23 protein-coding genes and 1 pseudogene are annotated in these 23,958 nt (G+C 72.0%); 14 read left to right on the top strand and 10 right to left on the bottom strand.

Annotated features, from left to right (window positions below; all coding sequences use genetic code 11):
• Positions 1 to 11: 11 nt before the first annotated feature.
• Positions 12 to 773, bottom strand: a complete 762-nt coding sequence (locus tag VIG79_RS04850) for a hypothetical protein (RefSeq protein WP_331882835.1) — start codon at positions 771 to 773, stop codon at positions 12 to 14.
• A 69-nt stretch (positions 774 to 842) separates the two neighbouring features.
• Between VIG79_RS04850 and VIG79_RS04845 the strand changes: the two genes are divergently transcribed.
• From VIG79_RS04845 to VIG79_RS04825, 5 genes are all read left to right on the top strand, one after another.
• The gene (locus VIG79_RS04845; RefSeq protein ID WP_331882832.1) at positions 843 to 1,685 is read left to right on the top strand and encodes an ABC transporter ATP-binding protein; all 843 of its coding nucleotides are present in this window, start codon (positions 843 to 845) and stop codon (positions 1,683 to 1,685) included.
• A gap of 141 nt (positions 1,686 to 1,826) precedes the next feature.
• Positions 1,827 to 2,291 (top strand): NfeD family protein, encoded by a 465-nt coding sequence (locus VIG79_RS04840; protein ID WP_331882829.1) that lies wholly within the window; start codon positions 1,827 to 1,829, stop codon positions 2,289 to 2,291.
• Between the two features lie 104 nt (positions 2,292 to 2,395).
• Positions 2,396 to 3,652, top strand: a complete 1,257-nt coding sequence (locus VIG79_RS04835; protein WP_331882827.1) for an SPFH domain-containing protein — start codon at positions 2,396 to 2,398, stop codon at positions 3,650 to 3,652.
• A gap of 75 nt (positions 3,653 to 3,727) precedes the next feature.
• On the top strand, positions 3,728 to 4,498 hold the full coding sequence (locus tag VIG79_RS04830; protein WP_331882824.1) for a sulfite exporter TauE/SafE family protein: 771 nt from the start codon (positions 3,728 to 3,730) through the stop codon (positions 4,496 to 4,498).
• Positions 4,499 to 4,590: 92 nt separating this feature from the next.
• Positions 4,591 to 5,385: an RNA methyltransferase gene (locus tag VIG79_RS04825; protein ID WP_331883000.1), complete on the top strand. Its 795-nt coding sequence runs from the start codon at positions 4,591 to 4,593 to the stop codon at positions 5,383 to 5,385.
• Between the two features lie 155 nt (positions 5,386 to 5,540).
• Here VIG79_RS04825 and VIG79_RS04820 read toward each other — a convergent pair whose 3' ends face one another.
• From VIG79_RS04820 to VIG79_RS04805, 4 genes are all read right to left on the bottom strand, one after another.
• The gene (locus VIG79_RS04820; RefSeq protein ID WP_414672586.1) at positions 5,541 to 7,037 is read right to left on the bottom strand and encodes a DHA2 family efflux MFS transporter permease subunit; all 1,497 of its coding nucleotides are present in this window, start codon (positions 7,035 to 7,037) and stop codon (positions 5,541 to 5,543) included.
• 264 nt (positions 7,038 to 7,301) lie between these two features.
• Positions 7,302 to 7,646 carry a DUF3037 domain-containing protein gene (locus VIG79_RS04815; protein ID WP_414672581.1) on the bottom strand — a complete coding sequence of 115 codons (345 nt, stop codon included), beginning with the start codon at positions 7,644 to 7,646 and terminating at the stop codon, positions 7,302 to 7,304.
• A gap of 29 nt (positions 7,647 to 7,675) precedes the next feature.
• The gene (locus VIG79_RS04810; RefSeq protein ID WP_331882817.1) at positions 7,676 to 8,467 is read right to left on the bottom strand and encodes a HipA family kinase; all 792 of its coding nucleotides are present in this window, start codon (positions 8,465 to 8,467) and stop codon (positions 7,676 to 7,678) included.
• A gap of 11 nt (positions 8,468 to 8,478) precedes the next feature.
• Positions 8,479 to 9,756, bottom strand: a complete 1,278-nt coding sequence (locus tag VIG79_RS04805; RefSeq protein WP_331882815.1) for an MFS transporter — start codon at positions 9,754 to 9,756, stop codon at positions 8,479 to 8,481.
• 100 nt (positions 9,757 to 9,856) lie between these two features.
• Here VIG79_RS04805 and VIG79_RS04800 point away from each other — a divergent pair, with 100 nt between their 5' ends.
• The 3 genes from VIG79_RS04800 (at position 9,857) to VIG79_RS04790 (ending at position 11,798) form a co-directional block, all read left to right on the top strand.
• Complete coding sequence (locus tag VIG79_RS04800; protein WP_331882813.1) at positions 9,857 to 10,324, top strand: peroxiredoxin; 468 nt, start codon at positions 9,857 to 9,859, stop codon at positions 10,322 to 10,324.
• 28 nt (positions 10,325 to 10,352) lie between these two features.
• On the top strand, positions 10,353 to 10,886 hold the full coding sequence (locus VIG79_RS04795; protein ID WP_331882810.1) for a YbhB/YbcL family Raf kinase inhibitor-like protein: 534 nt from the start codon (positions 10,353 to 10,355) through the stop codon (positions 10,884 to 10,886).
• A 483-nt stretch (positions 10,887 to 11,369) separates the two neighbouring features.
• Complete coding sequence (locus tag VIG79_RS04790) at positions 11,370 to 11,798, top strand: hypothetical protein (protein WP_331882807.1); 429 nt, start codon at positions 11,370 to 11,372, stop codon at positions 11,796 to 11,798.
• A 27-nt stretch (positions 11,799 to 11,825) separates the two neighbouring features.
• Here VIG79_RS04790 and VIG79_RS19725 read toward each other — a convergent pair.
• Positions 11,826 to 11,900 (bottom strand): annotated as a pseudogene (locus VIG79_RS19725) (hypothetical protein); the annotation flags it as partial.
• Between the two features lie 171 nt (positions 11,901 to 12,071).
• Between VIG79_RS19725 and mmuM the strand changes: the two are divergent.
• Positions 12,072 to 12,965 carry a homocysteine S-methyltransferase gene (gene mmuM / locus VIG79_RS04785; protein ID WP_331882804.1) on the top strand — a complete coding sequence of 298 codons (894 nt, stop codon included), beginning with the start codon at positions 12,072 to 12,074 and terminating at the stop codon, positions 12,963 to 12,965.
• 69 nt (positions 12,966 to 13,034) lie between these two features.
• Here the strand turns inward: mmuM and VIG79_RS04780 are convergent, their stop codons facing one another.
• The 3 genes from VIG79_RS04780 to VIG79_RS04770 all read right to left on the bottom strand — a co-directional run bounded on the left by VIG79_RS04780 (position 13,035) and on the right by VIG79_RS04770 (position 19,096).
• Positions 13,035 to 16,094 carry an AAA family ATPase gene (locus VIG79_RS04780; RefSeq protein ID WP_331882801.1) on the bottom strand — a complete coding sequence of 1,020 codons (3,060 nt, stop codon included), beginning with the start codon at positions 16,092 to 16,094 and terminating at the stop codon, positions 13,035 to 13,037.
• Positions 16,091 to 17,296 (bottom strand): exonuclease SbcCD subunit D, encoded by a 1,206-nt coding sequence (locus VIG79_RS04775; RefSeq protein ID WP_331882798.1) that lies wholly within the window; start codon positions 17,294 to 17,296, stop codon positions 16,091 to 16,093. Before VIG79_RS04775 ends, VIG79_RS04780 begins: the two co-directional genes overlap by 4 nt.
• A 78-nt stretch (positions 17,297 to 17,374) precedes the next feature.
• Complete coding sequence (locus VIG79_RS04770) at positions 17,375 to 19,096, bottom strand: FAD-dependent oxidoreductase (RefSeq protein WP_331882795.1); 1,722 nt, start codon at positions 19,094 to 19,096, stop codon at positions 17,375 to 17,377.
• Positions 19,097 to 19,211: 115 nt separating this feature from the next.
• Between VIG79_RS04770 and VIG79_RS04765 the strand changes: the two genes are divergently transcribed.
• From VIG79_RS04765 to VIG79_RS04750, 4 genes are all read left to right on the top strand, one after another.
• Positions 19,212 to 20,693 (top strand): glutamate--cysteine ligase, encoded by a 1,482-nt coding sequence (locus tag VIG79_RS04765; protein WP_331882792.1) that lies wholly within the window; start codon positions 19,212 to 19,214, stop codon positions 20,691 to 20,693.
• A gap of 54 nt (positions 20,694 to 20,747) precedes the next feature.
• Complete coding sequence (locus tag VIG79_RS04760) at positions 20,748 to 21,239, top strand: carbonic anhydrase (protein WP_331882789.1); 492 nt, start codon at positions 20,748 to 20,750, stop codon at positions 21,237 to 21,239.
• A gap of 142 nt (positions 21,240 to 21,381) precedes the next feature.
• Positions 21,382 to 21,945 (top strand): hypothetical protein, encoded by a 564-nt coding sequence (locus VIG79_RS04755; RefSeq protein ID WP_331882787.1) that lies wholly within the window; start codon positions 21,382 to 21,384, stop codon positions 21,943 to 21,945.
• On the top strand, positions 21,942 to 22,568 hold the full coding sequence (locus VIG79_RS04750; protein ID WP_331882784.1) for an RES family NAD+ phosphorylase: 627 nt from the start codon (positions 21,942 to 21,944) through the stop codon (positions 22,566 to 22,568). Before VIG79_RS04755 ends, VIG79_RS04750 begins: the two co-directional genes overlap by 4 nt.
• A 60-nt stretch (positions 22,569 to 22,628) precedes the next feature.
• Here the strand turns inward: VIG79_RS04750 and VIG79_RS04745 are convergent, their stop codons facing one another.
• Complete coding sequence (locus VIG79_RS04745; RefSeq protein WP_331882782.1) at positions 22,629 to 23,255, bottom strand: histidine phosphatase family protein; 627 nt, start codon at positions 23,253 to 23,255, stop codon at positions 22,629 to 22,631.
• A 39-nt stretch (positions 23,256 to 23,294) separates the two neighbouring features.
• Between VIG79_RS04745 and VIG79_RS04740 the strand changes: the two genes are divergently transcribed.
• The coding region (locus tag VIG79_RS04740) for a PhzF family phenazine biosynthesis protein (RefSeq protein WP_331882780.1) at positions 23,295 to 23,958 on the top strand (664 nt) is incomplete at its 3' end.

Below are 23,958 nucleotides of genomic sequence, written 5' to 3'. Positions count from 1 at the left end.
AGCCGGGGGGACTAGACCGGTCGCCAGTCGGCGAGCTCCATCACGGCGAGGTTCGTCGCGCCGGCGAGGGCGCGGTCCGCAACGGTCTGAAGGGACCGCAGCCCGACCTCGCGACGTCCGGAGGAGTGGATGTCGAGCGATGGGGTCGCCGCCAGCCGGAGACCCTCGTCGACGATGACTCCGACCCGGGCGGACATGAGCATGAGTCGCAGCGCTCGCGTCGACGTGGCCCGCGGGACCCCCCACGTCCGCGTCTCGAGCCGTCGCTCGGTCTGCTCGCGCGGCTGAGCCGACCACGGGCGCCCGTCGACCGCCTCGAGCGCGGCCGACCCGTCACGGACGGCCTCGGCCAGCTCGTGGTCCAGCTCGCGCAGGGAGAGCGACTCGAGCCGGTGGCGCGGAACCGGCTCGCTGTCGTAGGCGGCCCAGTCCACCGAGGTGCCTTCGTCGCCCTCGGGCCCGAACGTCGTCAGGGTGGGGACGAGGAGGCCGCCGACGCCGGGGACGAAGACGCACTCGCCGGACGTCGCCGCTGCTCCGGACCCGGCGAGCTCGGCACGAGGCATGCCGGTGAGGTCGCCCGGTCGGGGAAGGGCCACGAGCACCGCCGACTCCCCGAAGTCGCGCCACAGCTCGAGGCGACCGGCCGGCTCGCCGGTGATGTCGTCGACGTCGGGGTGGGCCGCGACGACCGCGTCGTCGGGATCCATCTCCCCACGCACCGCCACCGTCGCCCACAGCGCGAAGCGCACCGAGAGGGGCAGGGCCGGCATCCCGTCAGTCTAGGAGCGGCCGGGGACGGCCCGGAGAGCTCCGACCGGAGGTCGCTAGGGTCGACTCCCATGAGCGACGTCCTCGCCTTCGCCGGTGTGAGCGTCGTCCGGGGCGGCAACACCCTGCTCGACGACATCACCTGGGAGGTCGAGGAGGGTGAGCGCTGGGTGGTCCTCGGACCCAACGGCGCGGGCAAGACGACGCTGCTGCAGCTCGCCGCCGCGCGGATCCATCCGAGTCGCGGCGTCGCCGGGATCCTCGGCGAGGTCATGGGCGCGGTCGACGTGTTCGAGCTGCGACCGCGGATCGGGCTGTCCAGCGCGGCGATCGCCGAGCGTTTTCCCGCCGACGAGCTCGTCGGCAACGTCGTCGTCACGGCGTCCTACGCGATCGTCGGACGCTGGCGCGAGGAGTACGACGACCAGGACTACCGACGGGCGATGACGCTGCTCCAGGCGCTGGGTGCCGCTCATCTGGCCGACCGCCGGTTCGGGACGCTCAGCGAAGGAGAGCGCAAGCGGGTCCAGATCGCCCGGGCCCTCATGAGCGACCCGGAGGTCATGCTCCTCGACGAGCCGGCCGCCGGTCTCGACCTGGGCGGCCGCGAGGACCTCGTCGCCCGCCTCGGCCTGCTCGCCGCGGACACCGAGGCACCGGCCCTGGTGCTCGTCACCCACCACGTCGAGGAGATCCCGCCGGGGTTCACCGACGTCCTGCTCCTGCGTGACGGCCGCATCGTGGCGGCCGGTCCGCTCGAGCGCACCCTCACCGCGGAGAACCTCTCCGCGACCTTCGGCCTCCCGCTCGTCGTCGAGCGGCACGGGGACCGCTGGAGCGCGCGGGCGGCGACGCCGCTCCCGACGGCTCCCCCGACGGCTCCCCCGACGGCTCCCCCGACGACTCAGGGCTGACCCGGCTGCTCTACCGGTCCCGGTCCTGGGCTGAGCGCCGCTCGCCAACCCGCGGAACTACGCTGAGGTGCTGAGCGTCGTACCGATAAGGGAGTCTGCCGTCCACCGGCCGCCTCCTGGGACTCTGGGGAGGAGGCGGTCGTGTTCGAGGACTACGGCTGGCTGGCGTGGCTGGGAGTCGCGATCGCTCTGGGGGCCATCGAGGCGGCCACCGTCGACTTCGTCTTCGCGATGCTGGCCGGCGGGGCGCTCGGCGGCTCCGTGGCGGCGGCGCTCGGTGCGCCGTTCCCCCTGCAGGTCGTCGTCGCCCTCGTCGTCTCAGGTGTGCTTCTCGGCGTGGCGCGGCCCTGGGCCAAGAGCCGGTTCGGGGCGAGGCCGGAAGGCATCACCATGGGGACGGCGAGCTACATCGGACGCTCCGCCTTCGTCACCGAGACCGTCACCCAGCACGGCGGGCGGGTCAAGGTCGGCGGCGAGACATGGTCGGCCAAGTCGAGCGACCCCGAGCCCCACGAGCCGGGCGACGAGGTACGCGTCGTGCGCATCGACGGCGCGACCGCGGTCGTCACGCGGGTGCCCACCCTAGGAACGTCGGACGCTCCGTGACCATGGAGCCGAACCGGCAGCTGCGACGTCGAACCGAGACGTCACACCACAGCATCCACCTCGGGCCGGACCGGTCCGGGAGCCAACGAAAGTAGGGAGATCCCATGGACGGCAGCGTCGTCACTCTCGTCGTCGTCGCACTGCTCATCGTCTTCGCGCTGATCGTCGTCGTCCGGACCGTCCGGATCGTCCCGCAGCAGACCGCGCAGATCGTCGAGCGACTGGGTAGCTACAGCCGGACCCTGGACGACGGCATGCACTTCCTCGTCCCGTTCGTCGACAAGGTGCGCGCCAACATCGACCTGCGCGAGCAGGTCGTCACCTTCCCGCCGCAGCCGGTGATCACGTCCGACAACCTCGTCGTCAGCATCGACACAGTCATCTACTACACCGTCACCGAGGCGAAGGACGCCGTCTACGAGATCGCCAACTTCATCCAGGGCATCGAGCAGCTGACCGTCACCACCCTCCGTAACGTCATCGGCTCGCTCGACCTCGAGCAGACGCTGACCTCTCGCGACCAGATCAACGCCCAGCTGCGCGGCGTCCTCGACCAGGAGACCGGCCGCTGGGGCATCCGCGTCAACCGCGTCGAGCTCAAGGCCATCGACCCGCCGCACTCGATCCAGGACTCCATGGAGAAGCAGATGCGGGCCGAGCGTGACCGCCGTGCGGCCATCCTCAACGCCGAGGGCGTCAAGCAGTCCGCGATCCTGTCCGCCGAGGGCGAGAAGCAGTCCCAGATCCTTCGGGCCGAGGGTTCTGCTCAGGCCCGCATCCTCGAGGCGCAGGGCCAGGCCCGTGCCATCCAGCAGGTCTTCGGCGCGATCCACCGCGGCAAGCCCACCCAGCGGCTGCTGGCCTACCAGTACCTCCAGGTCCTGCCCCAGCTCGCTCGAGGCGACTCCAACAAGATGTGGATCATCCCGTCCGAGGTCACCGACGCCCTCCGCGGCATCAGCGGAGCGCTCGGGGGCAACCAGCCCGGCGTCGACGACGAGGACGACGCCTGGGTCGATCCCGGTCCCGAGGACGACGCGTTCGCCGACACCTCCCTGCAGGACCCCGCCCAGGCGCTCGCCGAAGCACGCGGGCAGGCAGGGCAGGCCAGCGCCGAGGCCACCGAGGGCGCGTCACCGAGCTCGCGTCGGTACCAGGCGCCGGCGCCCCGGGTCTGGACGACACCCTCGCACGCCACTCCGGCGCGCGCCGGGGAGCCTCCGGCACCGCAGGTACCGCAGGCCCCGTCCGCCGGACCGGTGCCCCCGGTTTCCACGGTCGAGCCGGTTTCCCCCGTCGAGCCGGTCCAGCCGGTCCCGCCGGTCCCCCCGGTGCAGCCGGAGGGCCAGCCGCCTCGCTGACCCCGCCGCGTACCGCTTGGTACCGCTGCGTACCGCTGCGTGAGACACCCGGTCACCCCGGTCTAGGGTGACCGGGTGTCCGTGCTCGACGTAGCCGTGATCATCGCGGCGGGGTTCGCGGCGGGGACCATCAACACCATCGTCGGGTCCGGCTCGCTCATCACGTTCCCGACCCTGCTCATCCTCGGCTACCCGCCGCTGACCGCGAACGTCAGCAACAACATCGGTCTGGTGCCGGGTGGCGTAAGCGGCAGCTACGGGTACCGCCACGAGCTCGAGGGCCATTCGCGAACCCTCTTCCGGCTCGGGCCGCTGTCCTTCGTCGGTTCGGTCGTCGGCGCCTCCCTGCTCCTCGTGCTGCCGCCCGAGGCGTTCAAGGCGATCGTGCCAGTCCTCATCGCGATCGCCCTGGCCCTCGTCCTCGTGGGTCCGTGGCTCCAGCGGCGGGCGGCTGCGCGGTCGCCGCACGAGGCCGAGCCGGGTTGGCACCGTTGGGCGCTGGGCGTCGGCGTCTTCGTCGCGGGGGCCTACGGCGGGTACTTCGGCGCGGCGCAGGGCGTGCTGCTCATGGGCATCTTCAGCGCCCTCAGCTCGGAGCCGCTGCAGCGGCTGAACGCCTACAAGAACGTGCTCAGCTCGATCGTCAACGCGGTCGCCGCGGTCACCTTCGTCCTCTTCGCGCGCAGCTCCATCGACTGGTGGGTCGTCCTGTTCATCGCCATCGGGTCGTTCGTCGGCGGCGTGGTGGGCGCCCGCGTCGGCCGCCGGATCCCGCCGGCCGCATTGCGTGGGCTCATCGTCCTCATCGGGACAGTGGCCATCGTCAAGCTGGTGGCCTTCCCCTGATGCCGGTCCGGGTCACCGCCTCCGACGTCCGTGCCGCCCGCGCGCGGGACTCCACGCCCCGCTCAGCGTCCGACTCCGCGTCAGGCGCGGGTATGCGGGACGAAGTCCTCGGGTTGTTGGCGGACTACGTGGGGCTCACCGACGTCGCGCTGCGGCGCCGGACCGAGCCGGAGCGCGGGCTCTACATCGCGGAGTCGGAGAAGGTCATCCGCCGGGCTCTCGCGGCGGGCGACCGGCCGCGGTCGCTGATGATGGCGGAGCGCTGGCTCACCGATCTCGCCGACGTCGTGGCCGCGGCGGAAGGCGACGGGGTGCCGGTGTTCGTGGGCGAGTACGAGGTGATGGAGGAGCTCACCGGGTTCCACCTCCACCGGGGCGCGCTGGCCTCGATGCACCGACCGGCGCTGCCGACCGTGCACTCCGTCGTCGCTGATGCGCGGCGGGTACTCGTCCTCGAGGACATCGTCGACCACACCAACGTGGGTGCGGCGTTCCGGAGCGGGGCCGCTCTGGGGATCGATGCGATCCTCGTGACGCCGAGGTGCGCGGACCCCTTATACCGCAGGGCGATCCGGGTCTCGATGGGCACCGTGTTCCAGGTGCCGTGGACGAGGGTCGAGCCGTGGCCGGGCGGGATCGCGCAGCTGCAGAGCGCGGGCTTCACCGTTGCGGCCCTGGCTCTCGCCGAGGACGCGGTCACCCTCGACCAGCTGGCCGCCGTGCCGCCGGAGCGTCTGGCCCTGGTTCTGGGTACCGAGGGGGACGGGCTGGGCCGGCGGACCCTCGCCGGCGCGGATCTCGCCGTCCGGATCCCGATGGCCGGCGGGGTCGACTCGCTCAACGTCGCGGCCGCCGCTGCCGTCGCCATGTGGGCGTTGCGCACCTGACGGCGAGGGCTTCGGGGGAGGGTGTTGGGCGTGGGAACGCCGAAACGGCGCCCCACACCCAGGTCTGCCGGCAGGCACCGGACCGACCAAGGTCGCGCATCGCGGCCACGGGGACCGGCATGGCTACGGGGGCAACGGGGGTTGTCCCTGAGGCATCAGGCCGGGGTGATCGCTGGCGCCGCGTCCGCCGGCGCGTGACCCGCCCCCGTCGGGTCGGCTGCAGCAACCGTGGCCGGCTTGCCGGCGAAGCTCGGCCTGACGAAGAAGAGCACCGCCACCACGCCGAGGAGCAGGACCGTCGCGGGCAACAGCATGGCCTCGGACATCGCGGACGCGAACCCCGAAGCGACCTGCGGCGGCAGACCCGTCCCACGGGTGCCGCCGGCCGCGGCGCCGGCGCCGGATCCGCCGGCGGTCCCGGCCGCTGCGCCGAGGTTGGCGGCCAGGCGCGCCTCGATGACCGCGGCGATCGCGGCGCTGCCGAGCACCGCGCCGACCTGCCGCGTGGTGTTGTAGATCCCGGCGCCGGCACCGGCCGACCGCATGGGCAGGTTGCGCGTCGCCGTGGCGGCGAGCGGTGACCACATGCCGGCGTTGGCCACGCCGAGCAGGGCCATCGGCAGCAACAGCTGCCACACGGCGACGTCCGGTGTCATGACCCGGCTCACCCAGAACAGGGAGATCGAGCAGAGGAGCAGGCCGGCGGTCGTGATGTACCGCGGGTGCACCGTGTCGACGAACCGGCCGACGACTGGCGCGAGGGCGCCCGACAGGACGGCCATGGGGACGAGCAGGAGCGCGGACTTCGTCGGCGAGTACCCGAGCACGGCCTGGGTGAAGAGCATCAACGGGAACGCCATGCCGGTGATGGCGAACCCGACCGTGGTGATCGCCGCGTTGGACAGCGAGAAGTTGCGGTCGCGGAACAGCGACAGCGGCACGAGCGGCTCGCCCCGCATGTGGCCCTGCCACCAGATGAAGACCCCCAGCACGACCACGCCGAACCCGATCAGCAGCGGCACCGAGAGGAACCCGGTGATGGCGCCCCAGTCGTAGGTCCCGCCCTCCTGGATGCCGAACACGAGGCAGAACATCCCGACCGAGGACAGCGCCACGCCGATCAGGTCGAACGAGTGGCTGTGGGTCTCCAGGCGAGGGACCAGCCGCCACGCCAGCACGAGGCCGACCACTCCGATCGGCACGTTGATGAAGAAGATCCACTGCCAGCCGGGGCCGTCCACGAGCAGACCACCGACGAGGGGGCCGACCAGGGTGGCGACACCGGCCGTAGCACCCCAGAGCGACATGGCCTGGCCCCGCTGACCGGCCGGGAAGGTCCGAGTGATGACCGCCATCGTCTGCGGGGTCATCAGGGATGCGCCGAGCCCCTGGGCGACCCGCGCGACCACGAGCTCGGTGATCGAGCCGGTCAGCCCGCACCACAGGGAGGCGGCGGTGAACAGGGCGAGTCCGACGAGATAGACGTACTTCGGCCCGAAGCGGTCGCCGAGCCGGCCGGTGACGAGCAGCGGGACGGCATACGCGAGGAGGTAGGCGCTGGTGACCCAGATGACGGAGTTCACGTCGGCGTCGAGTCCGCGGATGATCGCCGGCGTCGCGACGGACACGATGGTCGCATCGACGAGGATCATGAAGAAGCCCAGGACCAGCGCCCACAGGGCCGGCCAAGGACCCCGGTCGCGGACCTGCTCGTGGCGGCCCGAGTAGCCGCGGGGGCGCTCGGCGACGCCCACGGACTGCTGTTCGTCGATGGCCATACGCGAAGTCCCCCTGATCACGGTGTCGATACCCACCTCATCATCAGCCCACGACACCCTGCCGCCCAGGCCGTTTGTCACCGGCTCAGACGGCTGAGGTACCGGAGGCGCCGGAGGTGGCCGCCTACGCCTGGGGCGTCACGGTCCGACGAGCAGGGCCATCAGCCGCTGGAGCTCTACCGCCGGGTCCTCGCAGAGCCCGCCGTGCCGAGGGCTCGGCTGGACGATCGTGGACCGCGGCGCCGTGAGCCAGCCGAACCGCCGGCCCAGACCCTCCAGGTGGGGCAGGCCACGGCCGCTGTCCCCGCGGCACACCGCCTGGACCGTGCAGAGCAGGTCCTCCACGGTCCCGAGGTCGAGGTCCGGCGCGAGCACCCGCAGCCTCGCCTCGTCGACGTGGTGGGCCGACTCCAGGAAGTCGGCACCCTGCGCGTACAGGACGACCCCGACGTTGACGAACTCCCCGCGCTCGACGCGGGGCACGCACCGGAGCGTGACGTACTGGTACCCGATCACGACGCCACCGCCGGGAGCCAGCTGCCCGGGTTGGCCAGCCGGGCGACGAGCATCTCGAGGTATGCGGACCGGACGGCCGTCGCGTCGGGGAGCCACGGCGTGGTCTCCAGCCACTGCTCCGGGACCAGCTCGACGACCGAGGCCAGTACCGTAGGCGTGAGGATCGCGGTCAGCTCGGCGTGCTGCGCGGCCGGGTCGGCCGCCACCTCTCGCAGCACGTGGGTGGAGGCGTCGAAGGCCTGGCCGGCGAACCGGCCCGGGTCGGGTTGACGACTGGGCCAGCCGTGGTGGAAGTAGAGCGCGGCCCCGTGGTCGATCGCCCACGTCCGACGGTGCCAGAGCAGCAGGTTCGGGTTGTTCCAGGTGCGGTCGACGTTGGCCGTGAGTGCGTCCAGCCAGACGATGCGGGCGGCGACGTCCTCCGGCGGGGGAACCGACCCGTCGTACCCGAACGAGCCGGGCAGGAAGTCGACACCGAGGTTGAGCCCGATGCTGGCGTTGAGCAGGTCCTGGACCTCTTCGTCGGCCTCGTACTTCGCGATCTGCGCGTCCAACGTCACGAGGGCGAGCCTCGGGACCGGGATCCCGAGCAGCCGGGCGATCTCGGTCACGAGGATCTCCGCGACGAGGACCTTGACCCCCTGGCCGGCGCCACGGAACTTCAGAACGTAGATCCCGTCGTCGTCCGCCTCGACGAGCCCCGGCAGCGAGCCGCCCTCCCGCAGCGGCGTGACGTAGCGGGTGGCCGCGACGTGCTCGAGAGCGGCAACGCCTCGAGAGTCGGTCACGGAGAGAAACCCTAGTGAACCCGCTCGGTAACCAGCCGGTCCGCCGGACGCGGCCAGAACCGGATGACGACCACGGTGATGGCGAGGTACCAGAGCGCCGCGCCCGCGAGGACCGCGATCGACCGGCCGTCGGTCGGCATGACCAGCGCGGCGATGACGGTCGCGACGACCAGCGCCACGTTGAGCAGGACGTCGTAGATCGAGAAGACGCGGCCGAGGAACACGTCGCCGACGATGCGCTGCAGCGTGGTGTCGACGCAGATCTTGATCCCCTGCGTCGTCAGGCCGAGTCCGAACGCCGAGACCGCGATGGCCCACGAGGTGAACAGCGCCAGCGGGAAGACCTGCATCACCGTCCCCAGAAGGGCGAGCCCGGCGAGATAGCGGCGCAACCCGAACCGGTGGGTCATGGTCGGAGTGAGGACCGCCGCGGCGCCGAACCCCACCCCGGAGGCGGCCACGGCCATGCCGGCTCCGGCCATCCCACCGACGGGGTTGCCGGGCGCGAGGTGGTTGCGTGAGATGAGGACCAGGCCGACGATCATCAACCCGTAGGGGAGCCGGGCCGCGGTGACGATGGTAAGGGCCAGCCGGGCCAGTCGCGGAAGGTGCCGCGCCGCGTCGACGAGCCCCTTGACGACGCTGCCGAGAGCCTCGCGGACGGCGTCGCCGACCTCCTCGAGGTCGGGTCCGAGGAACGGCAGCAGCATGGCGACACCCGACGACAACAGGTAGAGCACGGAGGCCGTGACGATCACCATGGAATCCGAGTCGGTGATGGCATGGAGGGCACCGCCGGCGCCCAGACCACAGAGGTAGGCGATCGAGCCGCAGGTGGGGACGACCGAGTTCGCGGTCACGAGCAGGTCACGGTCGACGACGTGCGGCAGGGACGCGGACAGGCCGGCCAGCAGGAACCGGTTGACCGAGAAGGCAGCCAGGACCAGCACGAAGAACAACAGCCCGACGTTGTCGTGCGCGACGAGCACGGCGACGAGGACCAGCAGCGCGGCGCGGACGAGGTTGCTGACCACGAGGGTCATCCGCCGCGGCCAGCGGTCGAGGAACACGCCGACGAACGGGCCGAGGACCGAGAACGGCAGCAGGATCGTCGCGAATCCCGCGGCGATGGCGCCGGCGTTCGGCGCGCGCTCCGGGGAGAAGAGCACCGAGGAGACGAGGGCGACCTGGAAGACGCCGTCCGAGAACTGGGACAGGAGTCTTACCGAGAACAGCCGGCGGAACCCGCCGTAGCGCAGCAGTGTGCGCAGATCTCGGAAGAAGGTCACCCGCGCAGAATAGGTGAGCGACGTCACGCGGACCTGCGCGTTTGCGGACCTCGTGACGGTTCGGGCAATCCGTCCGGGGGCTGTGTCGCGAAAGCCTCACATGAAGACGCTCAACGCGGGAACGAGGGCGCCCGACTTCCATCTGCCCGACCAGGACGGGAAGGTCCAGGAGCTCGATCAGCTCCTGTTGCGCGGTCCCGTCGTCCTGTTCTTCTTCCCTACCCCCGGTTCGGGTGGGTGCACCAGGGAGGCGGTCCACTTTCGGGACCTCGCCACCCGGTTCGCGGAAGTGGGGGCGCACCGGGTCGGGATCTCGATGGACGACGTCGTCACCATGGGGGCCTTCGCCGAGAGCGAGCTGCTGGACTACCCGCTCCTCGCCGACACCGACGGTTCGGTGGCCGAGGCATACGGGGTGCGGCGCCGGTTCGTCACCCCGGTGAAGCGGGCGACGTTCGTCATCGACGAGCACCAGCAGGTCACCGAGGTTATCCAGTCGGAGACCAGCATGACGGCCCACGCGGACCGTGCGCTGGAGGTCCTCGCCCGCCTCGCCCGCCTCGCGTGAGCGTGGGAGGTCGGGTTACGGTGCGAACATGCCCTCGGAGACCTATGACCCGTATGCCCACCTGCCGCAGGTAGCGTCCTTCACTCTCCGCTCGACGGACGTCAGAGACGGCGAGCAGCTGGCCCTCGCGCAGGTCAGCGGGATCATGGGCGCCGGTGGGGACGATGTCTCGCCGCAGCTCGAGTGGTCCGGCTTCCCCGAGGAGACGAAGAGCTTCGCGGTCACGGTCTACGACCCGGACGCGCCCACCGCGTCGGGTTTCTGGCACTGGGCCGTCGCGAACATCCCCGTGACGACGACGTCGCTGTCGAGCGGTGCTGGCGACGACGAGGGGTCCGGTCTGCCCGACGGAGCCGCGCAGCTGCGCAACGACTCCGGGCAGCGCCGGTTCGTCGGTGCGGCCCCGCCGGAGGGCCACATCCCGCACCGCTACTTCGTCGTGGTGCATGCGGTCGACGTCGAGACGCTGGACGTGGCGGACGCGAGCCCGGCCGTGCTGGGGTTCAACCTCTTCTCCCACACGTTGGGGCGCGCTCGGCTGGTCGCCTGGTATCAGCGCTGAGGCACAGCGCTTCCGTGCGGGCCGGTGTTGGTTGGACATCAACGTCGCGCGCCGGCGAGTAGGCCGCTGGCTCGGCGCCCGCTGACCGCGTGGGCGATCGGCCTCTCCTTCCCTGAGCCGCAACGCGCCGTCCTTTCGTTCACGGTGCTGGTCCGGGTGAGGGCCCCCGGGGGAGGGCGCGGTCGTAGCTGCCGGGTGGGCGAGCGGCAGTCCGTCGAGCTGACGGCAGATGGCGGCGATGGCCGGGGCAGTTCGTTCGGTGAGGGCGAACGACGGGGACACCGCCCGGGCCCGTTCGAGCAGCATCTGGCCGGCACCGCTGCCGGAGTCCGACGCCACGTCCGACGTCGCCGGCAGCGAGAGCGGCGCCAGCGGCAGCTCCCGTTCCGCGCGGAGACGCAGCGGCGCCCGGCTCGTGGCGAGGACGACGACGCCTGGGCAGGCATCCACCAGCCGAGCGACATCCGGGGAGGCGGGGAGCAGGTGTTCCAGGTTGTCGAGCACCAGGAGACGGGGGCGGCCGCCGAGGTGGGCGGCGACGACCGGCCAGGGTCGCCTGCCGCCGCCCTGGGTAACACCCAGGACCTGGGCGACGGTGGGCAGCACCAGCGCCGGGTCGCGCACGGCGGCGAGCTCGACCACCGTCACCGCGCCGCCGAACGCCGTCGACGCCCGTCGGCCCGCCTCGATCGCCAGCCGCGTCTTGCCGACGCCACCAGGTCCGGTGAGGGTGAGCAGCCGAGTACCTCCCGGGGTCAGCGGGGCGATGACGTCTCCGAGCTCGCGCCGGCGTCCGAACATCGGCGGTCCGGGGTCGCCGGTCGGCCCGTCCCTCCCGTCGGGTACGGGCCGGGCGGCGGCGGCCAGGTCGGCGGCGGCCAGGTCGGCGCGCTGCGGCTCGTCGAGGTCTAGCGCATCGGCCAGAGCACGGAAGGTATGCGGGTACGGCCTGCGCCGTTCCCCTCGCTCCAGCGCGCCGATGGCGTTCGTGGTGAGCCCGGCCCGCTCGGCCAGCTCCTCCTGGGTCAGCGCCCCGTCCCGGAAGCCGCGCAGCCGAGCCGCGAACTCACCCAGGTCCCAGGTCCCTGCCCTCCATTGCGGGGGACGCTAGCAGCCGGCTGGCGCAGCCGACCGGATGGCGGTCGACCAGGTGTCAAGCAACCCACGGATCGGCAGACTAGAGGGATGAGCGGTCCGGAGCCGGTGATCCTCGACGGCGGGATGTCCAACGCCCTCGAGGGGCTGGGCCACGACCTCTCGGACCCGTTGTGGACCGCCCGAGTGCTGAGGGACGCTCCAGAGGCCGTCGCCGAGGTCCATCGGCGGTACTACCGGGCGGGGGCCCAGGTCGCGACCGCCGCCAGCTACCAGGCGAGCGTCCCGGGGTTCATCGACCAGGGGTTGCTTCCCGCCGAAGCGTCGGCGCTGCTCATTCGCAGCATCGAGGTAGCCCGCGAGGTACGGGACGAGCTGGCCGTCGACGGGGTGGACCGTTGGGTCGCCGCCTCCATCGGGCCCTACGGGGCGGTCCTGGCGGACGGTTCGGAGTACCGCGGCCGCTACGGCGTCACGGCCGCGCGGCTGCGCGACTTCCACGGGCCCCGCCTCGAGCTGCTGGCCTCGGCCGGTCCGGACCTGATCGCCGTGGAGACCATCCCGGACATCGACGAGGCCGAGGTTCTCGTCGACCTGCTGTACGACATCGACCTGCCGACCTGGTTCTCGTTCTCGGCCCGCGACGGTCGTACCGCCGCCGGCCAGCCGCTGACCGACGCCTTCGCCACGGCCGCGGCGCCGACGACGGTCGTGGCCGTCGGGGTCAACTGCTGCCCGGCCGACCAGGTCCTGGATGCCGTCCGACTGGCGGTCGAGGTCGGCAAGAAGAAGGCGGTCGCCTATCCGAACGGCGGCGGGGAGTGGGACGCCCGGGCGCGGGCGTGGGTTGGTACGCCCGGCGTGGATGCCGACCTGGCGAGGTCCTGGGCCGACGCGGGGGCGGCCTACCTCGGTGGCTGCTGCCGGGTCGGTCCGGCCGACATCGAACGACTGGTCGCGGCGCTCGACCCGAGGGCGCCCTGACCGGTCTGCCTCACCATCGGAGCGACGAGAACCTGCGCGCCGTGAGTAGGGGAGCCCGTGGTGGGCTGACTAGGCCGCCGGGTTGTCGAGCCCGAGCATGGTCACGCTCGACCCGGTCGAGGTCTTGTCGACGCGGACCTGGTCGGGCACCCGTGACCGCAGGTCGCTGACGTGGCTGACCACGCCCACGCACCGGCCACCGTCGCGCAGCCCGTCGAGGACTGCCATGACCTGCTCCAGGCTCTCGTCGTCCAGGGTGCCGAACCCCTCATCGATGAACAGCGTGTTGAGGTCGAACCCGCCCGCCTCCTCCCGGACCGCGTCGGCGAGCCCGAGGGCCAGCGCCAGCGACGCCATGAACGACTCGCCGCCGGAGAGCGACGCCGTGTCGCGCACCTGACCGGTCCATTGGTCGCGCACGACCAGTCCCAGCCCGCTGCGCCGTCCGCCCGCGGCCAGGTCGTCGGAGTGGGCGAGCTGGTAACGACCGTCACCCATCACCCGCAGCCGTTCGTTGGCCAGCGCCGCGACCTTCTCCAGCCGGGCCGCGAGGACGAACGCCGTGAGCCTCATCCGCAGCGCGTTCTGGCCGCCGATGCCCGTCGTCGTGTCGGCGAGCTCGCCCACCTGGGCGGACAGCGCCGCGAGCGGCCCGATCGTGGCCACACGCGCCAGCACCGACTCGCGGACCTGACCGAACGTCCGCACCGCGGCCTCCGCGCCGGTCTGCGCGTGCTGCGCCCGCCGCAAGGCCGCCCGCGCGGCGTCGGCCGTCGCAGTCGCGGCCGCGACGTCGGCGTCCGGCGCGTCCAGCGACGCCGCCACCTCGGTATCGGCCAGCGTCGCCATCGCCGCCGCCCGCCGCTGCTCCAGGTCGCGCAGCCGACGCCGCAGCTCGTCGAGGTCCTGGCCGCCCAGCGTCGCAGCGGTCGCCGCCTCGACCGACTCGAACCCGTTGAGCTCCAGCGCTTCTCGCGCCGAGGCCTCGACGGCAGCCGCGTCGGTCCGGACCTCCGCCGCTGCCGTCAAGGCGTCGCGGACCTCCATCGCCGCCACCCGGACCCGCTCGTGCTCCGGGACCGCCACCTCGCCCGCCGCGGTCGCGCACGGACAGAGCCGCTGGTGCTCGTCGAGCAGCGTGGCCCGGGCCACGGACTGCTGGTCGACGCGTTCCTGCACCTCGGCCGCGGTCCCGGCTGCTGTCGCCGCGGTCCGCTCCAGCTCGTCGACGGAGAGCACGCATGACTGCCGGAGGGTATGCGCACTCGCCAGCCGCGCATCCACGTCGCCGAGCCGGGCGACCTCGGCCCCGGTCTCGTCCAACCTTGTCCGAGCGGCGGCCACACCCCTGGCCAGCGCGTCGAGGTCGGTGTGGACCACCTGCGGATGGCGCGCCATCGCGCTCTCCAGGTCCGCGGTCCGGGTCGTGACGAGCTGCTCCGCCGCCGCCAGCTCCGCGTGGACTGCCGTCGTCACCGAGCGCGCAGCCTGCCACTGCCTTTCAGCGCCGTCGACCACAGCGCCCGTCGTCTCCACGGCTCCGGGAACGGTCGGCTCCGGGTGCTCCCGGGAGCCGCACACCGCGCACGGCTCGCCGTCGGTCAGCCGTCCGGCGAGCTCGGCGGCCATCCCGTCGACCCGAGCCTGCTGGGCCGCGAGGAAGCCCTCCCGGGCGTCCTGCTCGGCCTCGCGCACCGTCAGGGCGCGCTCCCGCAGTGTCGCGCACCTGGCCCGCGCCGCGACGACGTCGGTGGCGAGGCGGTGGACCTCGGCCCACGCCTCGGCGTCAGCCGACGCGGCCGTGCGAGCAGCGGTCGCCGCCTGTCCGGCACGAACGTCGGCCTCGGCCTGCTCGACCGTCGTGGTGGCCCGGGCCAGCGCCTCGCGCTGCTGACCGAGGGCGGTGCGAGCGGCCGTCGTCGACCGGCCGAGCTCGCCCAGCCTGACCCGGTCGGTCACCAGCCGTCGCTCGATCGCCGCCGCCTCCTCGAGGGCGACACCGTGCTCGCCGAGGGTCGTCAACCAGCCGGCCGCCGTCGCCGGGGTCCAGCCCGCTGCCCCGAACCGAGCGAGCGGCTCCTGAGCCGCGACGACCCGAGCCGCCGCCCCGTCCACCCGGGAGCGGGCCCGGACCAGCGCCCGCAGGTCCCCTGACACCGCCGCGGCCCGCGTCGCCCCATCCACCGTGGCGTTCAGCGTCGACCACCGCTCGGGGTCCGCCTCGAAGGCCGCCATCGTCTGTCGCGCGAGCCGCCCGCGTCGCTGTCGGTCGGCCACTCCTGTCGCGCGTACCGCGCCGGCCTGGGCCGCCGCCGCCTGGCTCTCGGCGTCACCGGAGGCGGCCAGGCACGTCACGGCGTGGCGGCCCAGCCGGTCCTGGACGTCGTCGACCAGCGCGGATAGCGACTCCGGCGAGACCGAGCCCCAGTCGACACCGTCGCCCAGCACCTCGCCGGGAACGCCGCCCAGGACGTCCTCGGCCCGCGCGAGGTCGGTCGCCAGCCGTTGCTCCTCCTCGGTCAGTGCGGCGGCCAGCTCGCGGCGCCGGTCGACCAGCCAGGTCTCGACGCCGGCGTAGGTCGAGATGTCGAACAACTTCTCCAGCAGGGTCCGTCGCTCGTCGGCCGTGGCGCGCAGAAAGGCCGCGAACTCGCCCTGCGGCAGCAGCACCACTTTGCTGAACTGCGCCAGCCCCATCCCGAGAACCTCGGTGACGATGTCGCCGACCTCGTCGGCCCGGGTCGTGACGCCACGCCATCGGCCGCCGGTGTGCTCCTCGAGCACCACCGCTGCCGGTGCCTTGGTGTAGCCGTCGCCGCGCTTCTTCAGCCGCAGGAACTCCGGCGAGCGCGTCACCCGGAACCGCCGCACCCCGACGCCGAACTCCAGCCGCACCACCGGGACCGCGTCGCGGCCCGCATGGTCGCTGCGCAGCGCACGGCCGCCCGGCCTCGCACCGGGCACCCCCGCATACAGGGCGAAGCACACGGCATCGAGCAGGCTGGTCTTGCCGGCCCCGGTCGGACCGTGGATGAGGAACAGCCCGTTGGCCCCGACCGCGTCGAAGTCGACCGTGACCGTGCCCGCGAACGGCCCGAACGCCGTCACGTCGAGCCGGTGCAGCCTCACGCGACCCCCGTCCGCGGGGCGAAGAGCTCGTCGCCCAGACCGGGCAGCATCGCCCCGAGCTCGTCCAGCCGAGCCGCACGCTCGACCCGCGACGCCTCGACGGCCTCAGCGAACAAGGCCCGCTCCTCGGTCGACGCGGGGTACCCGCCCCGCACGTGGGCGAGGAAGTCACAGCACACGTCGAGGTCGTCGGACCGGCGTCCGAGCGCCGCCGCGTACGAGCTGATCAAGACCGCCCCGCCCCGCGGTTCGAACCCGAGCACCAGGGTGTGCGGGAAGCGCTGCCGGAGCCGGTCCATGGCGCCCAGCGGGCGTACCGAGTCCGTGAGGGTGACCTGGCAGTACGCGGCCTCTGCGGCGGCCAGCGTCGGGTCGGCGAGCAGGTCGTCGAGGTCGCCGCGGAGCACCCGCAACGGCCGGTCGACCGGCGCCGCCACGAGCTCGGACGAGACCAGTCCGCTCTCGTCGAGCTCCACCAGCCACGAGCCCTTGGTATGCGCGTGCTCGCCGAACGACATCGCGTAGGGGGACCCGGAGTAGCGGACCCGCTCGGTGACCGCCTGCGCCCCGTGCAGGTGCCCGAGCGCGACGTAGTCCGCGCCGTCGAAGACGCTGGGCGGGACCGCGCTGACGCCGCCGACCGAGATGTCACGCTCGGAGTCGGAGGAGACGCCACCGGTGACGAAGGCGTGAGCCATGACCACCGACGGCCCAGGGCGGGTCCGAAGGTCGGCCGACACCCCCTCCATCGCGGCCCGCAGCACGCCCGCATGGCTCCGGACGGTCGCGCCGAGGGGGTCAGCCGAGGTCGACGGCTCGAGGTAAGGGAGGGCGTAGATCGCGGTGCCGTCGACCACCACCGGCGAACCGACCAAGGCCAGGGACGTCCGGATGTGCAACCCGGCCCGCTCCAGGAGGCGGGCCGCGAAGCCCAGCCGGATGGCCGAGTCGTGGTTGCCCGACGAGAGCACCACCTGGGCCCCCACGTCCACGATGCGGGTCACCGCCTCGGAGAGCAGCTCGACGGTCCCGGGACTGGGCAGCGCGCGGTCGTAGACGTCGCCGCTGACGAGGACCGCGTCGACCCGCTCCGTGCGGACCAGCTCGACGAGGTGGTCGACGTAGCGGGCCTGGGCGGTCAGCATCCCCACACCGTGGAACGCGCGTCCCAGGTGCCAGTCGGAGGTGTGGATCAGCCGCACGTTCCCGAGGCTAGGGCGGCCGGGCGACAGGGCCCGGAACCGACGCGCGTTCCCAGGCGCCCGCGCAGCAGCGCCGGGTCAGGCGATGGTCGGGTCCAGGTAGGCGTGGACCAGCGGGACCACGGCCGAACCCTCGCCGGACGCCGCCGCGACCCGCTTCATCGACGCCTGCCGGATGTCGCCCACGGCGAAGACTCCGGGCATCGTCGTCGCGAGCGCGGCCGGCGGGAGCTCGTCCTGCCAGAGCTCCGGCGGTACGTCGCGCCCGGTGAGGACGAAGTCCTTGTCGTCCCGCGCCACCCCGTCCGGCAGCCACTCACTGCACGGGTCGGCCCCGAGCAGCAGCATCAACCCGCTCGCCTCGACTCGCTCCTCGTGGCCGTCCTCGCGGTTGCGCAGGGTCAGCCACTGAAGCCAACGCTCGCCGCCACCGTCGACGACCTCGGTGCAGGGCCGGACGCTGATCACCGGGTTGGCCTCGACCTCGCGCACGAGGTAGGAGGACATCGTGGACAGCAGCGACTCGCGACGGATCACCATCGTGACCGACTTGGCGAACCGGGCCAGGTGGACCGCCGCCTGGCCGGCCGAGTTCCCGCCGCCGACGACGTAGACCTCGCGGTCGCGCAGGTCACGGGCGACGCTCGTCGCGGCCCCGTAGTTCACGCCCCGGCCGACGAACTCCTCGATGGCATCGACCCCGATGCGCCGGTAAGAGGCGCCGGTCGCGATGACGACGGTGCGTCCGCGCACGCTGTTCCCACCCTCCAGGCGGAGGGTATGGGGAGTGTCGCCGTGGCCGGGCTCCAGCGCCTGGACCGGCAGACCGACGAAGAAGCGGGCCCCGAACCGCAACGCCTGCATCCGCGCCCGCTGGGCGAGCCGCATACCCGAGATGCCGCGCGGGAAGCCCAGGTAGTTGCGGATCATCGAGCTGGTCCCCGCCTGGCCGCCGATCGCCTCGGACTCGAGGACGACCGTGGCCAGCCCCTCGGAGGCGCCGTAGACCGCGGCCGCCAGCCCGGCCGGTCCGGAGCCGACGACGACGAGGTCGGCGACGAAGTCCGGGTCGAGGTCGGTGACCGAGCCGTACATCTTGGCCGCCATCTCGGCCAGGGACGGGTTGCCCATGATCTCGGCGGGATCGACGGTGTCCGAGTCGGCGCCCTTCTTCGACGGCGTCCGGACGAGCGGGAACTGCGGGTCAGGCCCGGCGGCCGCGACGACCTCCTGGCCGAGCGGCGAGTCGACGAGGTAGCGCCGGTGGGGGATGCCCATCCGCTGCAGGTAGTCGACGATCCGCGCGACCTCGGGCATCTTCATCGGCGCGACGATCTGGACGCCGTCCACCTCGATGGCGTTGGTCGTCCAGCTCCAGTCCGAGAGCATCTCGACGATCGCCGCATGGAACTCCTCGTCCCGCGGCGCGCTGGGGATGCCCAGCCAGGTGTCCAGTCGGCCCTCGGCCAGCATGCCGCGCAGTGCGGGGAGGTTGGTGGAGTAGGCGCCGGGAGAGAGCAGGACGATCCGTCGCGAGGTGGCGTCGATCTGGTGGACCCGGTCCAGCAGCTCGACGCCGTCGCCGTCGGTCAGCACCATCTCCGTTGCCACCAGGGCGATTCCGTGGTTGTCCTGCCGCAGCTCGCCCGCACAGAGCAGCAGCTCCTCGGTCGTCTCGAAGATGTGGATGTCGTAGTCGTGCCCGTAGCGCGCGTGGAACGTCTCGTCGACAGTCTCGCGCTGCTCTCTGCAGGTCCCGACGAGGATCGCCGGGATCCCCTCGAATCGGTGGTCGCCCATGCTTACCAACCTAGTTCGTCGGTCAAGCGAGGCCTAAGGGCTTTCCTCCCGATCCGAGCGATACGTCGTGGACGGACGTCGCGGAGCGGCGGGCCGCGGGCATACATTGCGCTGCATGGGAACCGAGGTCAGCGCCGCGAGCTTCTCCCGCGAACAACGCCAGAAGTACCGCGAGAAGGTCCGCCTGAGCCTCGACGTGTTCGAACGGATGCTGCAACACGCCAAGTTCGACGCCGACCGTGAGATGACCGGTATGGAGATCGAGCTCAACCTCGTCGACAAGGAGTACGAGCCCAAGCTCGACAACGCGACAGTCCTCGAGGCGATCGAGAACGCCGACTACCAGACCGAGCTGGCGCGCTACAACATCGAGTTCAACGTCGCCCCCACGACGTTGGAGGGCACGACCGCCCTGTCCCTCGAGGACGACCTGCGCGCATCCCTCAACGAGGCCGAGCGCAAGGCCAACGAGGTCGGCGCGCACATCCTCATGATCGGGATCCTCCCGACGGTCATGCCCGAGCACTTCGAGGGCGACTGGATGAGCGCGAACACGCGCTACCAGGCCCTCAACGACGCCGTCCTTGCTGCCCGCGGCGAGGACATCTACCTCGACATCGAGGGGTCGTCGGGCGAGAAGCTCGACCGGTATGCGGACTCGCTCGCCCCCGAGTCCGCCTGCACCTCGATGCAGCTGCACCTCCAGGTCGACCCGTCCAACTTTGCGAGCTACTGGAACGCGGCGCAGGTGCTGGCGGGTCCGCAGCTGGGCGTCGGGGCGAACAGCCCGTACTTCTTCGGGCAGCAGCTGTGGCACGAGACCCGGATCGAGCTGTTCAGCCAGGCCGCCGACACCCGGGCGGTCGAGCTGAAGAACCAGGGCGTCCGCCCGCGCGTCTTCTTCGGCGAGCGCTGGGTGACCTCGATCTTCGACCTGTTCGAGGAGAACGTCCGCTACTTCCCGGCCCTGCTGCCGGAGCTGTCCGACGAGGACCCGCAGGCGGTCCTCGAGGCCGGGGGCGTGCCGGCCCTCGCCGAGCTGAAGCTGCACAACGGGACCGTCTACCGGTGGAACCGGCCCATCTACGACACGCACGGAGACCGCCCGCACCTGCGGGTCGAGAACCGCGTCCTCCCGGCCGGCCCGAGCATCATCGACGTCATGGCCAACGCGGTCTTCTACTACGGGGCCCTGCGGATGCTGACCCAGGAGGAGCGGCCGGTCTGGACCCGGATGTCGTTCGTCGCGGCCGAGGACAACTTCTTCAGCGGCGCGCGCGACGGGATCGAGTCCCGGCTCTACTGGCCCGGCCGCGGGGAGATTCCGGTGACCGAGCTCGTCCTGCGTCACCTGCTGCCGCTGGCCCACGAGGGCCTCACCCAGTGGGGCGTGGCGCCGGAGGTCCGCGACCGCTACCTGTCGGTCATCGAGGGGCGCTGCCTCAGCGGCCGCAACGGCGCGTCGTGGCAGATCGAGACCACCCGGCGGCTGGAGGAGCGCGGCCTCACCCGGCACGAGGCGCTGCGGCAGATGCTTGTGGCGTACGCCGAGAACATGCACGCCAACGCGCCGGTCCACACGTGGCCGTTCCCGTGAGGCGTTAGTCATACATAACTTGGCGTGAGGTTGGTCCGAACATAGAGTTATGGAATGACCATCACCGACGAGCTCGTGTCCAACGCCGAGGCGTATGCCGCCACGTTCACCCTGGGCGACCTGCCCCTCCCGCCCGCCAAGGGCGTCGCGGTCGTCGCGTGCATGGACGCACGGCTCAACGTCTACGGGCTGCTCGGCCTGCACGAGGGCGACGCCCACGTGATCCGCAACGCCGGGGGAGTCGTGACGCCCGACGAGCTCCGGTCCCTGGCCATCAGCCAGCGGCTGCTCGGCACCACCGGGATCATCCTCATCCACCACACCGACTGCGGGATGCTCACCTTCACCGACGACGGGTTCCGCGCCCAGATCCACGCGGACACCGGCATCAAGCCCACCTGGGCCGCCGAGGCGTTCACCGACCTCGACGAGGACGTCCTCCAGAACATCGCCCGGATCAAGGCCGACCCCTTCATCCCGGCCAAGGACGCCATCCGCGGGTTCGTCTACGACGTCAAGGACGGCAGCCTGCGCGAGGTCGCCTGATCCCGACAGTGGTGCGGCGTCGCTCGGTCTCCGAGCGTCGCCGCACCACTGTGGCGCCCCGGTGTCGGGAGCGGGGCATACGCTGGACCTCTGTCCACCTTGACGCCCTTGACGTTAGATGCCTCGACCGAGAGTCCGACCGATGACCGAGCATGTCGCCCCCATCACCGAGAAGAACGCCGTCACGATCGGCGAGCTGATGGACCGTGTCGAGCTCCAGCTGGCCGACCGGGCCGACGAGCTCGCCCGGCAGGGTCGCAGCCTCCGCTCGCTCGGCACCCTCGACGACCTCGCCGCCCGGATGGTTGCCGCACTCCCGAGCGTCCACCCCTGGGACACCGCGATCGGGCCGTTCTACGACACGGCCGGCCTGATGCTCTGGCTCGGTGTGACCCGCCAGGCGTTGGCCGACCGCGAGCGCCGCGGCACGCTGCTGGCCTGCCGCACCTCCGACGGCCACCTTCTGTACCCGGTGCTCCAGTTCGGTCGCAACGGGCAGGTCCGCCCCGGTGTCGTCGACGCGGTAGGCATCCTCAAGCGTGCCGGCGCCGACGGCTGGGCGATCGGTACCTGGCTCACCACGCCGACCGCGGCCTTCGACGGGGACAGCGCCGTCGACTACCTCGTCGTCCACCGGTCGTCCAAGGATGCCGTGGACCGGGTACGCGCGGTGGCCGCCGCCGACGCGTCCGGGTGGTCACGATGAGCCGCGAGGTCGTCGCCCAGCTGCCGCCGTCAGTCCCGCTCGACGGGTTCCCGACCCGACACCTCACCCCCGGTGACGCGCTGCAGCGAGCCCACACCGCCGCATACGGACCCTGGTGGTTCGGCAGTGACGGAGGCGGCCGGTTCGACCTGCCGGACCCGCGCGGGACCTGCTACCTCGCCAGCTCCGCCGTCGTCGCGGTCCGCGAACGGCTCGGCACCGTGCTCGGCGGGCAGCCGGTCGTCCCCGCGTCGCTGCTCGACGACGTCGTCGTCTCCACGCTGCACCTGCCCGACGAGCGCGACGTCGCCGACGTCGAGTCGCAGGCCGCCACGAGGTTCGGCGTCACTCGCGAGCTCGAGACGATGGTCCCGTATGCGGTGCCGCAGGCCTGGGCGCGGGCGTTCGACGCCGCGGGTAGCGGGGGAGTGGCCTACGGCCCGCGCTTCACCACCGGGGACGCCGTGTCCTACGGGATCTTCGGTCCGGCGGGGGCCATCGACTGGCCCGTCGACCCCGAACCCGTTGCCGCTGCTGCTGTTGCTGGCGTCCCCGTCAGTGTCGAGCCCCCGCGCCGGTGGGACCTCACGGTAGTGCGACCGCCGCGGACCCGGACGAGGTGAACCCACCCCACGAAGTTCTCCGCTCCGCTCCGATACTTCGCGGGGACCCCGAAGGACGCGTCAGCCCTTGGGGGAGGGCTGGTTCCAGGTGCGGATCGCCGGCTGCTCACGCTCCCATTCGAGGATGCTGATCGACCCGGCGTCGAGCAGCAGCTTGGCGCCCATCCGGACCTCCTGGCGGAGGAACACCGTGGCGAGGATCCGCAGGTAGTGCCCGTGCGCGACCAGCGCGACGTTGCTGTCCTGGAGGGTGGGCATGATGTCCCACAGCACGGACGCGGCCCGCGCAGCCACCGACTCGACGGTCTCGCCGGGGGTGTCGCCCGGCACCACGCCGTTCTCGAAGACCGTCCACATGTAGCCGACCCGCGAGCGAATCTCCTTAGTGGTCAGGCCTTCATACCCGCCGTAGTCCCATTCCTTGAGGCGAGGGTCGATCTCGTACTCGGTCACGCCGGCCAGCTCCGCGGTGCGCCGGGCCCGCTGCAACGGGGACACCAGGACCCGCGCGAAGGTCCAGCCCGAGAGGAGGTGGGCCACCCGCCGCGCCGCTTCCTCGCCCTCGGGCAGCAGCGGCAGGTCGGTCAACCCCGTGTGCTGGCCGGACTTCGACCACTCCGTCTCACCGTGGCGCAGGAGGACGAGGTGGCCCTGGGGCTCGGGCGGCTGAGACGGCACGCTGGTCACGTCGCCACTGTAGAGGTGGCGCTCTGGCAGGGTGGGCGCATGGACCTCGCCTACCGGATCGTCAACGTCTTCACCGTTGGCGACGACCCGTTCTCGGGCAACCCGCTGGCCGTCTTCGAGGATGCGGCCGACGTCAGCGACGTGCAGATGCAGTCGATCGCACGTCAGCTCAACCTCTCCGAGACGACGTTCGTCACCGGGCCGGGCGGTGACGGTGTCGACGCCGACGTGCGCATCTTCACGCCGGAGTACGAGCTGCCGTTCGCCGGCCACCCGACCCTCGGCACCGCATACGTCGTCTCGTCCCTGCGGTCGGGACGCGAGAGTGTCGTGCTCGGTATGCCGGCCGGCCGGGTTCCTGTGTCTATCAACGGTGCCCGCTGGGTGCTGACCACTGCGGTCGCGCCGACCACCCGCGCCGTCGACGCGACGCCGGCGGATCTTGCGGCGATGATCGGGGTGGACGCCGACGACCTGGCGGAGGGTCGGCTCTGGGTCGACACCGGCGTCGAACAGCTGATCCTGCCGCTGCGCTCGGTCGAGGCGGTTCGCCGTGCACACGTCGACGCCCGGTTGTTACGCCGGCACGGCGAGTCCAACCGGGGCGAGGCGCTGGTCTACCTTTGGGCACCGACCGGGGACGAGACCGTCGAGGCGCGGCTGTTCTTCACCCAGGGGGCCGGCGCCATCGAGGACCCGGCGA

The sequence above is a fragment of the Lapillicoccus sp. genome, from assembly GCF_036559105.1.
Taxonomy (GTDB): domain Bacteria; phylum Actinomycetota; class Actinomycetes; order Actinomycetales; family Dermatophilaceae; genus Lapillicoccus.
This window is presented reverse-complemented; position numbering and strand designations above follow the sequence as displayed.